Origin of the sequence: Methylobacterium adhaesivum (assembly GCF_022179065.1) — a bacterium.
Lineage (GTDB): Bacteria > Pseudomonadota > Alphaproteobacteria > Rhizobiales > Beijerinckiaceae > Methylobacterium > Methylobacterium adhaesivum.
The window spans coordinates 42,064-55,718 of record NZ_BPQD01000008.1; the positions used below are offsets into that span (position 1 = coordinate 42,064).

Genomic DNA, 13,655 nt, shown 5'->3' on the forward strand with positions numbered 1-13,655 from the left:
CGGGAGCAGCGGCAGAGACCGATCGGCTCTCAGATGAGGCCGAGGCCCGCGAGTTCGCGGCGGAGCGCCTCCGGCATGTCCGCCAAGTCGCCGGCCGTGGTGCCGTCGAGGTCGGCCGGAGCATCCTCGCCCTTGAGGTAACGCCATCCCTGGAAGGGGCGGCAGGGACGCGGCGAGACCGGCACCACGACGGGATCGAGGACGAGGCGGCACCGGCCGATGCCGTCGGAGCCCGTGACCGGTGTGATGGATGCGATGGCCTGGCGGCACGCGAGGGTGCCCTTGATCACCCAATAGATCGAACCGCCGCCGACGATCTCGGCGGCCCGGGTCGGCACCATGCGGGTCACGTGAGCGGGAGCCGGATCACGCCCCTGCGCCAAGGCCTCGACGCGGGTCTGGGCGATGCGGGCTTCGAGCTCGGCGATGGAGGCGGGACCGACGCACAGCTTCAGGAGGTGGAGCGACATGCCCTCCTCCTAATGCGCGTCGAACCGGGTTTCATCCCGAAAACGTCGTGACCGCGCCGCCGCGTTCTCATGAGAACAGAGCGCGCTTCTCCTCGTCCGAGAGGCTGTCGATATCGGCGAAGGCGGCGGTGATATCCGCCTCGGTCGAGGCCGCGGATTCCGCGCTGGTCTCTTCAATCTTGGTGTCGGCCACGGTGGCGGCGGTCGCGGGGGCGTGCGGTGCCTCTTCGGCCTCGGATGCGTCGGCATCCTCCGCATCGGCGGGGGCTTCGTGCGACGAGGCCTGCGCTTCCTCCGGCGCCATGGCCGCGACGGTGTGATCGATTGCGGCGACGGCGGTCGCCACGGCGGCCGGCTCGTCGATGAACCGGTCGACGTCGCTCTGGGACAGGTCGATGGGACCGGCGCCCGCGGACTCTCCCGGGGGCGGCGGCACCGCATCGGCCTCGTCGCCCCAGATCGCCATCATGGAGGCGACGCGCTCCTCAAGGTAGCGGAGGGTGTGGATGATGCGGGCCGTGCGCTGGGCCGTGAGGTCCTGGAACGAGCAGGCGGTGTAGATCTGCGTGGCGCGTTGATCGAGGGCGTCGCACATGGCCGCGTCCGAACCCGTTTCCCGCAAGGTCCAGGCGGTCTCCTGCACGTCCTCGGCGGCACTCAGGATTTCGGAGGTCGCCCGTTCCGTGGCGCGCACGATGGCGTCGAGGGCCAGGGACGCCCCGCCGAGGCGGCTCGACTCGTGATCGGGGGTCCCAAGCGCCGCGATCTCCGCTTTGGTGCGCGCGATGGCGTTGGCCATGTCCATAAGGTCGCCGCGCAAGCGCCCGACCTGCGTTCCGTCCCGATCCTGTGTGACAACCGTCTCGAGGCGCGCAATGGCGCCGAGCACGGTCTGGGTGTCCGCGCCCCGCGCGCGACGCGCGAATTCGGCAAGGAACCAACGTCCCCGGTCGCTCTCGGACATCGCCATCTCGATGCGATCGAATTCCGAAACGTCGGTGGACGTCATCAGGCGGGAACGCGACATGAAGATCAGAGTCCTCGGGTTGCCGCGACTTCCGAATCCAACCGGTGCCGCAGGCGTCCCACTCCAATTGACACGATGGTTTTAACACGGGCTTTACGAGTCCGACTCGGCCCTCACATCCTCCGGCGCCCGCGATCCCCGTGATACACCCCACCGCCACGCCACCCGAGCCGAACCCGATGCGGCTCGCGAGCCTCTACGCCGTGGTCTTCGTCGAGATCGGCATCGCCATGCCGTTCATGCCGGTCTGGCTGAACGCCCTCGGGTTGGAGGCCGGCATCATCGGCGCCCTCCTCGCCCTGCCCATCGCAATCAAGATCGTGGCCACCGCTCCCCTCGTCGGGCTCATCGACCGGGGCGTCGGCGCCCGCGCCCTCCTCGTCGCCGGGAGCCTCGCCCTCGCCGCCACCTACGCCCTGATGCCGGCGGGGGCGGCCGTGGGCTGGCCGGTGCTGGCGCTCCTCATCGCGCTCAACGCCGCCGCCGGGGCGCCTCTGGTCCCGACTATCGACTATCTGACGCTCGCCGCCGTGCGCCGCAGCGCTCGTCTCGACTACGCCCGAATCCGCATGGCCGGCTCCATCGCCTTCCTGGCCGCCAACCTCGCCGGCGGCGCGGCCCTCGGCCTGCTCGGCGAGACCCTGGCCGTGCCGGTGCTCACCACGGCCCTGGCCCTTTTGGCCGCCCTCGTCTGCGCCCGAGTGGGTGTCGATCTGCCCGCCGCCGTGCCCGCGCGCGCCACGGGAAAGCGGATCCCGTTGCCGGCGATCCTATGGCTGACCATCGCGGCCGGGGCGGCGATCCAGGCGAGCCACGCCGCGCTCTACGCTTTTGCCAGCATCCATTGGAGCCTCCACGGCTTTCCCGCGCCCTGGATCGGCGCCCTGTGGGCCATCGGGGTGCTGGCCGAAATCGGCCTGTTCGCCGGCATCGGCTTCTGTCCGGCGCATTGGCGCACGCCCTTTCGCCTTCTCGGCCTCGGCGCCGCGGCCGGCGCCGTGCGGGCCTTAGGGATGGCGGTCTACGGCGATCGCCTTGGAGCCGTCGTCGTGCTTCAGACCCTGCACGGGCTCAGCTTCGGTGCGACGCAACTCGGTGCCATGGCGGCGGTGTCGCGCTTCGCCCCGGACGGCGCGCGCGGGCGGGCCCAGGGAACGTTGAGCGCCTGCAACGCCCTCGCCTCCGCCTGCGCCACCCTCGCAAGCGGCCTCGCCTACGGCCGGGGCGGCGGCGCCCTCGCCTTCGGCCTCATGGCGCCCCTGGCTGTGATCGGCCTGTGCCTGACGGCACGCGCCGCGCGCCTCGCGCGGCAGACCCGTCTTCACAGCGCCGCCTTTGTACGCCAGCACCCGGACACGGTTGCGTAACCCCACCCTGTGAAAAGAGGGGAGCGCCTCAGTGTCTCTGAAGAATCGCCCGCTGCCCTGTCCCGCCGAGAGCGAGACCCGGCAGGAGGCGGAAACTGTGTGAGGCACCCTCAAAGGAGTCGCGTGTCGTGTCGACCGCCGAAGCCCTGTCGAACCCGGACGTCGCCGACGCCTCCGCCCTCACCGGCGGACGCATCGCCCTGCGCGGACGCTGGACCGTCGACCAGGGCAACGCCGTCGAGGCCGCCGCCACCGGCATCGCCCGCGATGCCGCGACGGGCCCCATCGTGGTCGACCTGACGGGGGTGACTCGCCTCGACACCCTCGGGGCCTGGGTGCTGGAGCGGACCCGGGCCGAGATCGAGGCAAATGGCGGGCGCCTCGCTTATGCGGGTGCCAGCCCCGAGCATCGCATCCTGCTCGGCGAAGTGAAGCTGCCCCCCGCCGAATCCGGCCCGGCGCCGCGCGGCCGGATCATGGGATTCCTGCACGATCTCGGGGTGCGTGTCGTCGGCGCACGCTCGGACCTCGTGGCCGGGCTCGCCTTCTTTGGCGAGGTGGTCACCGCCTGCCTGCGCGTCGCGGCGCGTCCGGGCACCTTCCGCGGCACGGCCTTCGTCAACCAGCTCGATCAGGTCGCCTTCCGGGGCGTACCGATCATCGTCCTTATCTCGTTCCTCGTCGGCGGCATCGTCGCCCAGCAGGGCATCTTCCAGCTCCAGCGCTTCGGGGCGCAGAGCTTCGTCGTGAACCTCATCGGGCTCCTCATCCTGCGCGAACTCGGCGTTCTCCTCACCTCGATCATGGTGGCGGGCCGTTCCGGCTCGGCCTTCACGGCCGAGATCGGCTCCATGCGGATGCGCGAGGAAGTCGACGCCCTGCGAGTGATGGGCCTCGATCCCATCGAGATCCTCATCGTCCCGCGCATCCTCGCCCTCGTCGTCGGGCTGCCGATCCTCGCCTTCCTCGCGTCCCTGGCGGCGCTCGCCGGCGGCGGCCTCACGGCCGCGCTCTACGGCGGCATGACCGTGGAGGCGTTCCTGGCCCGGCTTCAGGTGGCGGTGTCGTTCCACCATGTCGCCGTCGGGCTCATCAAGGCACCGTTCATGGCGCTCATCATCGGGATCATCGCCACCATCGAGGGGTTCGCCGTCGAAGGCTCGGCCGAATCGCTCGGACGCCACGTCACGGCCTCAGTCGTGAAGTCAATCTTCATGGTCATCGTGCTCGATGGCCTCTTCGCTGTCTTCTTCGCGGCAATCGATTTCTGATCCTGTGCAGACCGAACGCGCCCAGGCCGAGCGGCCGACCCGTGACCATCCGGCCGTCTCCGAGCCGGAGGCGATCATCCGCGTGCGCGACCTCGTGGTCGGGTTCGGCTCGAAGATCGTCATGAAGGGCCTCGACCTCGACATCCGCCGGGGCGAGATCCTCGGCTTCGTCGGGCCGTCGGGCCAGGGCAAATCGGTTCTGACCCGGACCATCCTCGGCCTCGTGCCGAAGCGCTCGGGGCAGATCACCGTGTTCGGGGAAGATGTGGACGGCCTCACCCCGACGCGGCGACGGCAGATCGAGCAGCGTTGGGGCGTGCTGTTCCAGCAGGGCGCCCTGTTCTCGGCGCTCACCGTCAAGCAGAACATTCAGATGCCCATGCGCGAGCACCTGAACCTGTCCGAGCGCCTCCTCGACGAGTTCGCCCGCCTCAAGATCGAGATGGTCGGCCTCAAGCCCGACGCCGCCGACAAGCTGCCGTCCGAACTCTCCGGCGGCATGATCAAGCGCGCGGCGCTCGCGCGATCCCTCGCCCTCGATCCCGAGATCCTGTTCCTCGACGAGCCGACCTCGGGGCTCGATCCCATCGGGGCGGGCGAATTCGACGAGCTTGTCGCCACCCTGAAGCAGACCCTCGGGCTCACGGTGTTCATGGTCACCCACGACCTCGACAGCCTCTACACCGCCTGCGACCGCATCGCGGCGCTCGGCGACGGCCAGATCATCGCGCAGGGCACCATCGCCGAGATGCTGGAGAGCGACCATCCCTGGCTGCGCTCCTACTTCCACGGCAAGCGCGGCCGCGCCGTCGTTCCCAACGGCACGCGCCATGCAGCCGCCTGATTCCCTCCACCGTGTGGTGACGCACAGCGCGTCCGCCACGAAGCCGGGCATTCGCTGATCCGATGGAGACTCGTGCGAACTACGCCGTCATCGGCGCCTTCACGCTCGCCGTGCTCGTCGCCGCCTTCGGCTTCGTGTTCTGGCTGCAGGGCGGCTCGCGCAGCCAGGTCCGGCAGGCCGTGCGCATCGTGTTCTCCGGTAGCGTCGGGGGGCTCGCCAAAGGCTCGACGGTGGCGTTCAACGGCATCAAGGTTGGCGAGGTGGCGGATGTGCGCCTGCTGCCGCAGGACCCGCGCCGCGTCGTCGCCGTCGTTGAGGTCGAGCGCACCACCCCGCTGCGCGCAGACACCCGCGCCCGCCTCGATTCCGCGATGCTGACCGGCGTCTCCACCATCTCGCTGTCGGGCGGCAATGCCGACGCGCCGCCGCTCGGCACCGGGACGGGCGACCAGATGCCGACGATCTTCGCTGATTCGTCCGACATCCAGGACATGATGGCGGCGGCCAAGCAGATCGCCCAGCGCGCCGACGACGTGCTCCAGCGCCTCGACAAGGTGGTGGCCGGCAACGAGGGCGCCATCAACCGGACGCTCGCCAACGTCGAAGCCTTCTCCAAGACTCTGGCCGATGCCGGTCCGGCGGTGAGCGGCCTCGTCAAGGCCATCGACGGGCAGAAGCTCAATCGCGTCATCGACAACGCCGACCGCTTCTCGGCGGCGCTCGCCGCCGGCAGTCCCGACATCGAGGGCGCCCTCAAGGACGCGCGCGGTATGATGGCCAAGCTCAACGCCTCGGCCGACCGCGTCGATGCCGTGCTCAAGGGCGCTGAGGGCTTCCTCGGCTCCGCGTCCGGTTCGGCCGGCACCAGCACCTTCACGGAGGTGCGCGAGGCGGCCATTTCCGTGCGCGACGCCGGCAGGGCATTCCGAACTCTGTCCGAGAACCTCGACAAGCGCACCTCGAACATCGCCACGAGCTTCAACCGCCTGAGCGGCACGGGCCGGCGCGAGGTCGAGGCCCTGTCGACGGACGGTCAGCGCACCCTCAACACCCTGAACCGCACGGTGAAGAACCTCGAGCGCGACCCAAGCCAGGTGATCTTCGGCGGCAAGCCGTCGTTGCCGGAATACAACGGTGGCCGCTGAATGCATCCCTGGCGGGATGAGCGTGTCCGGGCGCACGGCACGAAAACAGCTTTGCCGTAGTTTACCGGACGCAGCCCGTCGCGCTGCAACGTCCGGATCGCGTATGACACACAGCACAACGGCGCTCGCCCTCGGGGCGAGCCTCATGGCCGTGGCCCTCGGCGGCTGCGGTGGCGCCACCCCCCTGACCTTCGACCTCGCCGCCCTGCCGCCCACCGGCCGCGCGAGTACGACGGCACGGTCCTTCACCGTGGCCGAACCCGTGGGCATCCAGCCGTTCGAGGCGGACCGCATCATCGTGCGCGAGCCCGGCGGAGCCCTGTCGTTCCTCGGCGGCGGCCAGTGGGCGGATCGGCTGCCGCGCCTGATCCAGACCCGGCTGATCCAGAGCCTGGAGAATTCCGGCCGCCTCAAGTCCGTGAGCCGCCCGGGAGACAAGATCGTCTCCGATTTCCAGCTCATCTCGGAGATTCGCGCCTTCGACATCGCCGCCGGGTCCGGTGAGGCGGTCGTGGATCTGTCGGCCAAGATCATCGCCGAGGGCACCGGCAAGGTGGTGGCCGCGCGGGTGTTCACGGCGCGCATCCCCGTGGCGAAGGTCGACGCGGGTTCCGCCGCCGTAGGCCTCGACGCGGCCCTGGCGCGGGTGCTCGCCGAAATGGTCGCCTGGGTCAATTCGGGGCGTTGAGCGCACAGCGCTGGAGCGGACGCTTCCAAGCCCTCACTCCATTACGGCGGCCTTCATGATCACGACCATGATCGCCTTGGCCGGCTCCGTGCCGATGCAGCGCACGGTGTGGGGGCGGTCGCAGCGATAGCGCAGCGTCTCGCCCGTCCGCGCCCGTTGCACGGCACCCGCGACTTCGACCTCGAGCTGGCCGGCGGTGACCGTCAGCGATTCCACCGATCCGCGCTGGTGCGGATCGGAATCGAGGACGCCGCCGGGATCGGCCGAGACCTCGTACCATTGCAGCCATTCGACGGTCTTGATCCAGCCGACGATGGCAAGGCGCACCTTGCCGTCGTCGGAAACGAGGATCGGCGTGTCGGCCCGCGAGGTTTTCTCGATGAAGGGTTCTTCGTCGCTGGTGGCCAGCACCCGCTCGATGGAGACGTCCAGCGCCTGACTCAGACGCCAGATCGTCGCCAGGGTCGGATTGGTTTCATTGCGCTCGATCTGGGAGATGATCGATTTGGCGACGCCGGATTGCTCGGCCAGTTCCGAGAGCGACAGATTATAGGCCTTGCGAAGGCGCTGAATCGTCTTGCCGAGCTGCCCCGAAAGCAGCTGGGCACCCGTGAGGATGTCCCGCGGTTTCGGCCGGTCCGGGGTCGTCGCCTGCTCGTCCATGATCCCTGAAGCCCAACGGATCGTTCCATACATCGAACGAACGTGCGGTACTTCAAACGCAATTTTGAAATCGGCGCAAGGCGGGTGGTCGTCTCAGGTCCACAGGGCGTGAAAGTGATGGACTGGTCCATGGCCGCGTCCGACCGGGACGGTGTCGGCGGCCTGGAGCGCCGCCGTGAGATAGCGCTTGGCCTCCGCCACGGCGTCTACGAGGGGCCGCCCCCGGGCGAGGCCCGCCGCCACCGCCGCCGACAGGGTGCAGCCGGTGCCGTGGGTGTTGCGGGTGTCGATCCGGGGGGCGGCGAACCGGCGGAGCGTGCCATCGGCGCAGAGCAGATGGTCGACGCTCTCGCCACCCTCCCCGTGACCACCCTTGACCAGAACCGCCCGGACGCCGAGGGCGAGGAGACGGCGCCCCTGCGCCACGGCGTCGTTCTCGCTCGTCGGGGTCGCCGCGCCGATGAGGGTCCCGGTCTCCGGCAGGTTGGGTGTGACGAGGTCGGCGAGCGGCAGAAGCAGGCGGCGCAGGGCGTCCACCGCATCCTCGGAGATCAACCGGTCGCCGCTCGTCGCGACCATCACCGGATCGAGCACGATGGGGATTCCCCGCGCGTGCCGCCGCAGACCATCGGCGACGGCCTCGATGGTGGCGACCTGCGACAGCATCCCGATCTTCACGGCCTTTACGTCGAGATCGGCGAACACGCTGTCGATCTGGGCCGCAACGAAGTCCGCCGGCACGTCATGGATGGCTTGAACGCCGAGAGTGTTCTGGGCCGTGAGGGCGGTGACGACGCTGGCGCCGTAGACCCGCAGGGCCGCGAAGGTCTTCAAGTCCGCCTGGATGCCGGCGCCTCCGCCCGAATCGGAGCCCGCGATGGTGACGGCGATGGGGGTCATGGCATGCCTCCGGTTGGTCCGGGTCTACCGGGTGACACCGCGCGCGGCGAGGGCCGAATCCACCCGGTGGCGCAGGTCGCGCGCCCGCGCCTCGGCGTCCTCACCCCCGAACAGAGCCGAGATGACCGCGACTCCGTCCGCCCCGGCGCCGATCACCGCCGCCGCGTTGCTCGAATCGATGCCCGCGATGGCCCCGAGGGGGAAGCCGGCCCCGCGCGCGAGCCGGCCCCGGAACAGGATGCGGCCGAGGCCGTCGAGACCCACCGGTGGATCGGGATTGTCCTTGCTCGACGTGGCGAAGACCCCGCCGATGCAGGCGTAATCGACGGGCAGACGATAGAGCTCGTCCGCTTGGGGCCCGGTCTTCAAGGTCAGGCCGATGATGGCCGAGCGGCCGAGGAGACGCCGCGCCTCGGCCGGGTGCAGGTCGGATTGGCCGAGATGCACGCCCTCGACACCCGCCGCGAGGGCAAGGTCGAGGCGGTCGTTGACGAGGAGCGGAACGCCGCTGCCCCGCAGGGCGGCGTGGATCGCCCGGATGCGCGCGAGGGCGGCCCGGGCGTTGTCGATGGTCTTCTCGCGGTACTGCAGCAGGGTGCAGCCGCCGCGCACGGAGGCCGCCGCCATGGCGGCGAGGCGCTCCGCGTCCAGGCCGCAGACGCCCGTATCGAGGAGCCCGTAGAGGCGCAGATCCACCGGGACCGTTCGTCCCAGCGCGTCGTCCTGTCCGATCACGGCATTTCCTCTGGTCGCGTGCCCCTCTGTCTTAAGGCCATCGCCCGGTCTCGCAAGGCTCGACCAAGGGAGCTTGACCGGGCAAGCGGCGTTGCCCCTCCGAATCGTGAGAGGATCGAGCCGGATGGAATCCACCCCGAAACAGAAGATGCTCGCGGGCGAACTCTACCACCCCAACGACCCCGAGATTCAGGCCGATGCCCACGACGCCAAGGCCTGGATGGTGCGCTACAACGCGTCGCTGGCGCTCTCGCCGGCCGAGCGCCGCACCCTGCTGCGCGAACGCTTCGCCGCCGTCGGCGAGGGAGCCGTCATCCGCCCGCCTTTCCACTGCGATTACGGCCTCCACATCACCCTCGAAGACCACGTCTTCCTCAATTTCGGTTGCGTGATCCTCGATTGCGCCCCCGTCTTCATCGGCGCGCGGACTCAGATCGGCCCCGGCGTGCAGATCCTCACGGCCGATCACCCTCGGGATGCGCCATCGCGCGAGGCGGGCCTCGAATTCGCGCGGGCGATCCGCATCGGCCGCAACGTCTGGATCGGCGGCGGCGCCCTCATCCTGCCGGGCGTCACCGTGGGCGACCATGCCATCATCGGGGCCGGCAGCGTGGTGACCCGCGACGTTGCGGCCGGTGACACCGTGGTGGGCAACCCCGCCCGCCCCCTGCCCCGGCGCGAGCAGGCCTGATCCGAACGGAGCTCGACCCACATGCCGCGCCGTTTGGTCGTTCATCGCGGCGACGCGATATGTCATGAGCAGCCGGAGCGGGACGAGGGGTGGACGACGTGACGACGGTGAAGGACACGCAGGGGCGCGACACCGCCTCGCTCGTGAACCCGTCTGCCGTCGGGCTCGTCGCGGTCATCGTCGCCGCGACGGATGGCGAGCCGCGCGCCCTCACGGTGCAGGTCGAGGGTCAGGCGCGGGGCCGCTCGGACGGCCTGCCCGCTGGGCCCCTCGTGCCGGAGCACCCGACCCTGGAGCGGGGCCTGCGCGCCTGGGTCGAGCGCCAGACCCATCAGCGCCTCGGCTATGTCGAGCAACTCTACACCTTCGGGGATCGCGACCGGCAGGGCGACGAGGCCCATGGGCTCCACACCCTCTCGGTGGCCTACCTCGCCCTCGTGCGCGAGGTGCGTCCCGGCGGCCTTGCCGAAGCGTCGTGGCGCAACTGGTACCGCTATCTCCCCTGGGAGGATTTTCGCGAAGGGCGTCCGCCGGCGCTGGAAGAGATCGAGGCCAAGCTCCTCGCCTGGGCCGGCGAGACGGCGGACCCGAAGCTTCGGCGGCGCCGCGAGGACCGCTTGAGCCTCACCTTCGGCCTCTTCGACGGCACCTGGAACGAAGAGCGCGTGCTAGAGCGCTACGAACTCCTGTTCGAGGCCGGCCTGATCCCGGAGGCGCAGGGACAGTCGGGGGCCGCCTGCGACGGCGCCGCCACGGGTCAGCCCATGGCGTTCGACCACCGCCGGGTGCTCGCGACCGCCATCGGGCGCCTGCGCGGCAAGATCAAGTATCGACCGGTGGTGTTCGAGCTGATGCCGCCGACCTTCACCCTGTTCCAGCTTCAGCGTACGGTCGAGGCCCTGTCGGGCACCAACCTGCACAAGCAGAATTTCCGTCGCCTCGTCGCCCAGCAGGGCCTCGTGGAGGAGACCGAGGGCGTCACCAGCGGCGCCACCGGCCGACCGGCCCGCCTCGTGCGGTTCCGCCGGGAAGTCCTACTCGAGCGCCCAGCGCCGGGCTTCCGCCTCAGGCCGGCCAAACGCCCCGCCTGACAATCGCGGCGCACCATCAAGTCCTGCATCGCAAAAACGTTATGCTCAAGTCCAGCATATCTGGACAACGCCATCCGACGCCCCTACGTTAGTCGGCACAATGCTCATTTTGAGCATAAGTGAGGACGCGTCCATGGCGGCCACCAGTCTTCCGATTGCCCCGGTGAATCATGCCGGTCTGCCCCTGCCCGACATCTACGCGCGGGTCAGCCGGCACGTGCCGGCCATCGAGTGGCCGGCCCTGGCCGACGACGTGGCGGCGATCCTCGAACTGAAGAAGACCCGCAACGCCGTCATCCTCGCGCACAATTACCAGGCGCCGGAAATCTTCCACACGGTGGCGGACATCGTCGGCGACAGCCTGGCGCTGGCCCGTGAGGCCGTGACGGTGGATGCCGACGTCATCGTGCTCGCCGGCGTCCACTTCATGGCCGAGACGGCGAAGCTCCTGAATCCCGGCAAGACCGTCCTCATCCCGGACATGCGTGCCGGCTGTTCGCTGGCCGATTCCATCACGGCCGCCGATGTGCGCGGCCTGCGAGAAAAATACCCGGGCGTGCCCATCGTCACCTACGTGAACACCTCGGCCGCCGTGAAGGCCGAGTCCGACCTGTGCTGCACGTCGGGCAACGCCGTCGACGTGGTGCGCTCGCTCAACGCGCCCCGTGTCCTGATGATTCCCGACGAGTTCCTGGCCCAGAACGTCCAGTCCCTGGTGCCCGAGGTCGAGATCCTGACCTGGGCGGGGCATTGCGAGGTGCACGAGCAGTTCACGCCCGCCGATATCCACGCCGTGCGCGAGAGCTATCCCGGGGTCACCGTCATCGCGCATCCCGAATGCCCGCCCGATGTCGTCGCCGAATCGGACTTCTCCGGCTCGACGGCCATGATGATGAACTTCGTCACGGAAAAGCGCCCCCGGCAGGTGGTGCTCGTGACCGAATGCTCCATGGGCGACAACATCGCGGCGGCGAACCCCGACATCGAGTTCATCAAGCCGTGCAACCTGTGCCCGCACATGAAGCGCATGAGCCTGAAGAACATCCGTAACGCCCTCGAGACCCTGACCCACGAGGTCACGGTCGAGCCAGACCTCGCCGACCGGGCGCGGCTGGCGGTGGAGCGCATGCTCGCGGTGCGGCCGCGATGAACGCCCACGCCGCCTTTTCCTTCGCGGCGCCCGACCGCGTCATCGTGGTTGGGGCCGGAGTCGCCGGCCTCTCCATGGCCCTGCGCCTCGCGCCGCGTCCCGTCACCCTGATCACCGCGAGCCCCCTCGGGCTCGGCACAGCCACGGGCTGGGCCCAGGGCGGGATCGCCGCCGCCACGGGCGCGGATGATTGCCCCGCCCTCCATGCCGCCGACACCCTTGCGGCCGGCGCCGGTCTCACGCAGCCCGATGTCGCCGGGCGGGTCGCGGCGGCCGGTCCCGGCCTCGTCGACTGGCTCGTCGGCCTCGGCGCGCCGTTCGACCGTGACGGGACCGGCGCCCTCGCCCTTGGTCTGGAAGCAGCCCATTCTCGCCGCCGCATCGTGCGGGCGGGCGGGGATTCCACCGGACGCCTCGTCCTTGAGACCTTGGTCCGCGCCGTCGCCGCCACGCCGTCCATCGACGTGGTGGTGGCGCAGGCCCGCAGTCTCATGCGCGATGCGCACGGGGCCGTGGCCGGCATTGTCTGCGAACGCGGCGGCACGCATCTGCGCCTTCCGGCCAGGGCCGTGGTGCTCGCCACCGGCGGCCTCGGTGCGCTCTACGCCTCGACCACGAATCCGCGCGGCGCCGTCGGCGGCGGTCTCGCCCTGGCGGCGCGGGCGGGGGCACGCTTGCGCGACATGGAGTTCGTGCAATTCCACCCCACCGCCATCGCGGTCGGCGCCGACCCGATGCCGCTCGCCACCGAAGCCCTGCGCGGCGAGGGCGCCCGCCTCGTCGATGAGCACGGCGCCGCCATCATGGCTGGCATCGCAGGCGGCGACCTCGCGCCCCGCGATGTCGTCGCGCGGGCGATCTTCCAGGCTCAGGCACGCGGCGCGCGGGTGTTCCTCGATTGCCGGGGCACGCTCGGGAATCGCATGGCGACGCGATTTCCCACCGTTGCGGGCCTGTGCGCCACGGCCGGTCTCGATCCCAGCCGCGAAGCGATTCCCGTCCGTCCGGCCGCCCATTACCATATGGGCGGCGTGATGGTGGACGCGTCGGGCGCCAGCACCGTGCCGGGCCTGTTCGCCTGCGGCGAGGTGGCCTCCACCGGCCTGCACGGCGCCAACCGCCTCGCCAGCAACTCCCTCCTCGAGGCCATGGCCTACGCGCCGTGGATCGCCGAGGCCGTCGAAGCACTCCCGCAGCCCGGCCTGGCCCAGGCCGAGCCCGAGCGGATGCGCACAGAACCGGAATGGTCGGTGATCCGACCGCTGATGGAAACGCGGGTCGGCGTCGTGCGCGACGCCGCCGGTCTCACCGAGGCCGTCGAGCGGCTGGCGCCCCTTGCCCGGGCCGGCTGCGATGCCGCCCTCGTCGGCCTCGCCGTCGCCACCTCGGCGCTGTCGCGCCAAGAGAGTCGAGGCGCTCACTGGCGCAGCGATCATCCCGATCAGGCGCCCGTCCGGCACACGCAGACGGATCTGGCCGAGATCCGGGCCTTGTCAGACACGCCCGCCTTCGTCTGAACCTGGCCGACACGCCGGGACCCCACAACGCATCGACCAATTCGGGACCCGCCGTTCCGGTCCGCGCCGATGCCCTAAACTGCCCCGGAGGGGTTT

The 13,655-nt window shown here is 70.1% G+C and carries 14 protein-coding genes; 9 read left to right on the top strand and 5 right to left on the bottom strand.

Features of this window, described 5'->3' with window-relative positions; all coding sequences use genetic code 11:
* Positions 1–29 precede the first annotated feature (29 nt).
* Positions 30–470 (bottom strand): DUF1489 family protein, encoded by a 441-nt coding sequence (locus MFF01_RS09765; RefSeq protein WP_238224462.1) that lies wholly within the window; start codon positions 468–470, stop codon positions 30–32.
* Between the two features lie 67 nt (positions 471–537).
* Positions 538–1,497, bottom strand: a complete 960-nt coding sequence (locus MFF01_RS09770) for a hypothetical protein (RefSeq protein WP_238224464.1) — start codon at positions 1,495–1,497, stop codon at positions 538–540.
* A 179-nt stretch (positions 1,498–1,676) separates the two neighbouring features.
* On the opposite strand from MFF01_RS09770, the gene MFF01_RS09775 reads away from it, so the two are divergent.
* The 5 genes from MFF01_RS09775 to MFF01_RS09795 all read left to right on the top strand — a co-directional run bounded on the left by MFF01_RS09775 (position 1,677) and on the right by MFF01_RS09795 (position 6,812).
* The gene (locus tag MFF01_RS09775; RefSeq protein ID WP_238224466.1) at positions 1,677–2,864 is read left to right on the top strand and encodes an MFS transporter; all 1,188 of its coding nucleotides are present in this window, start codon (positions 1,677–1,679) and stop codon (positions 2,862–2,864) included.
* Between the two features lie 128 nt (positions 2,865–2,992).
* Positions 2,993–4,135, top strand: a complete 1,143-nt coding sequence (locus MFF01_RS09780; RefSeq protein WP_238224468.1) for an ABC transporter permease — start codon at positions 2,993–2,995, stop codon at positions 4,133–4,135.
* A gap of 121 nt (positions 4,136–4,256) precedes the next feature.
* A complete protein-coding gene (locus MFF01_RS09785; protein WP_306421586.1) occupies positions 4,257–4,979 on the top strand; it encodes an ABC transporter ATP-binding protein in 723 nt (240 codons plus the stop codon).
* 62 nt (positions 4,980–5,041) lie between these two features.
* Positions 5,042–6,124, top strand: coding sequence for an MlaD family protein (locus MFF01_RS09790; RefSeq protein WP_238224476.1), 1,083 nt, complete (start codon positions 5,042–5,044; stop codon positions 6,122–6,124).
* 103 nt (positions 6,125–6,227) lie between these two features.
* Positions 6,228–6,812, top strand: coding sequence for an ABC-type transport auxiliary lipoprotein family protein (locus tag MFF01_RS09795; RefSeq protein ID WP_238224478.1), 585 nt, complete (start codon positions 6,228–6,230; stop codon positions 6,810–6,812).
* A 33-nt stretch (positions 6,813–6,845) separates the two neighbouring features.
* Here MFF01_RS09795 and MFF01_RS09800 read toward each other — a convergent pair whose 3' ends face one another.
* From MFF01_RS09800 to thiE, 3 genes are all read right to left on the bottom strand, one after another.
* Positions 6,846–7,475 carry a helix-turn-helix domain-containing protein gene (locus MFF01_RS09800; RefSeq protein ID WP_238224480.1) on the bottom strand — a complete coding sequence of 210 codons (630 nt, stop codon included), beginning with the start codon at positions 7,473–7,475 and terminating at the stop codon, positions 6,846–6,848.
* 93 nt (positions 7,476–7,568) lie between these two features.
* Complete coding sequence (thiD, locus tag MFF01_RS09805; RefSeq protein ID WP_238224482.1) at positions 7,569–8,375, bottom strand: bifunctional hydroxymethylpyrimidine kinase/phosphomethylpyrimidine kinase; 807 nt, start codon at positions 8,373–8,375, stop codon at positions 7,569–7,571.
* A 24-nt stretch (positions 8,376–8,399) separates the two neighbouring features.
* Entirely contained in the window at positions 8,400–9,110 is a 711-nt protein-coding gene (thiE, locus tag MFF01_RS09810) for a thiamine phosphate synthase (RefSeq protein WP_238224484.1), read from the bottom strand.
* Positions 9,111–9,234: 124 nt separating this feature from the next.
* Here thiE and MFF01_RS09815 point away from each other — a divergent pair, with 124 nt between their 5' ends.
* The 4 genes from MFF01_RS09815 (at position 9,235) to MFF01_RS09830 (ending at position 13,559) form a co-directional block, all read left to right on the top strand.
* Complete coding sequence (locus MFF01_RS09815; RefSeq protein ID WP_238224486.1) at positions 9,235–9,801, top strand: sugar O-acetyltransferase; 567 nt, start codon at positions 9,235–9,237, stop codon at positions 9,799–9,801.
* 98 nt (positions 9,802–9,899) lie between these two features.
* Positions 9,900–10,892, top strand: a complete 993-nt coding sequence (locus MFF01_RS09820) for an NUDIX hydrolase (protein ID WP_238224824.1) — start codon at positions 9,900–9,902, stop codon at positions 10,890–10,892.
* A 133-nt stretch (positions 10,893–11,025) separates the two neighbouring features.
* The gene (gene nadA / locus MFF01_RS09825; RefSeq protein ID WP_238224488.1) at positions 11,026–12,042 is read left to right on the top strand and encodes a quinolinate synthase NadA; all 1,017 of its coding nucleotides are present in this window, start codon (positions 11,026–11,028) and stop codon (positions 12,040–12,042) included.
* Positions 12,039–13,559 carry an L-aspartate oxidase gene (locus tag MFF01_RS09830; RefSeq protein WP_238224497.1) on the top strand — a complete coding sequence of 507 codons (1,521 nt, stop codon included), beginning with the start codon at positions 12,039–12,041 and terminating at the stop codon, positions 13,557–13,559. Before nadA ends, MFF01_RS09830 begins: the two co-directional genes overlap by 4 nt.
* Positions 13,560–13,655 lie beyond the last annotated feature (96 nt).

Coding starts and splice junctions, on each gene's coding strand:
- MFF01_RS09795 (WP_238224478.1), top strand. CDS start 6,228: ATGACACACAGCACAACGGCGCTCGCCCTCGGGGCGAGCCTCATGGCC.
- MFF01_RS09815 (WP_238224486.1), top strand. CDS start 9,235: ATGGAATCCACCCCGAAACAGAAGATGCTCGCGGGCGAACTCTACCAC.
- MFF01_RS09765 (WP_238224462.1), bottom strand. CDS start 470: ATGTCGCTCCACCTCCTGAAGCTGTGCGTCGGTCCCGCCTCCATCGCC.
- MFF01_RS09830 (WP_238224497.1), top strand. CDS start 12,039: ATGAACGCCCACGCCGCCTTTTCCTTCGCGGCGCCCGACCGCGTCATC.
- MFF01_RS09790 (WP_238224476.1), top strand. CDS start 5,042: ATGGAGACTCGTGCGAACTACGCCGTCATCGGCGCCTTCACGCTCGCC.
- MFF01_RS09800 (WP_238224480.1), bottom strand. CDS start 7,475: ATGGACGAGCAGGCGACGACCCCGGACCGGCCGAAACCGCGGGACATC.
- MFF01_RS09770 (WP_238224464.1), bottom strand. CDS start 1,497: ATGTCGCGTTCCCGCCTGATGACGTCCACCGACGTTTCGGAATTCGAT.
- MFF01_RS09785 (WP_306421586.1), top strand. CDS start 4,257: ATGAAGGGCCTCGACCTCGACATCCGCCGGGGCGAGATCCTCGGCTTC.
- nadA (WP_238224488.1), top strand. CDS start 11,026: ATGGCGGCCACCAGTCTTCCGATTGCCCCGGTGAATCATGCCGGTCTG.
- thiD (WP_238224482.1), bottom strand. CDS start 8,375: ATGACCCCCATCGCCGTCACCATCGCGGGCTCCGATTCGGGCGGAGGC.
- MFF01_RS09775 (WP_238224466.1), top strand. CDS start 1,677: ATGCGGCTCGCGAGCCTCTACGCCGTGGTCTTCGTCGAGATCGGCATC.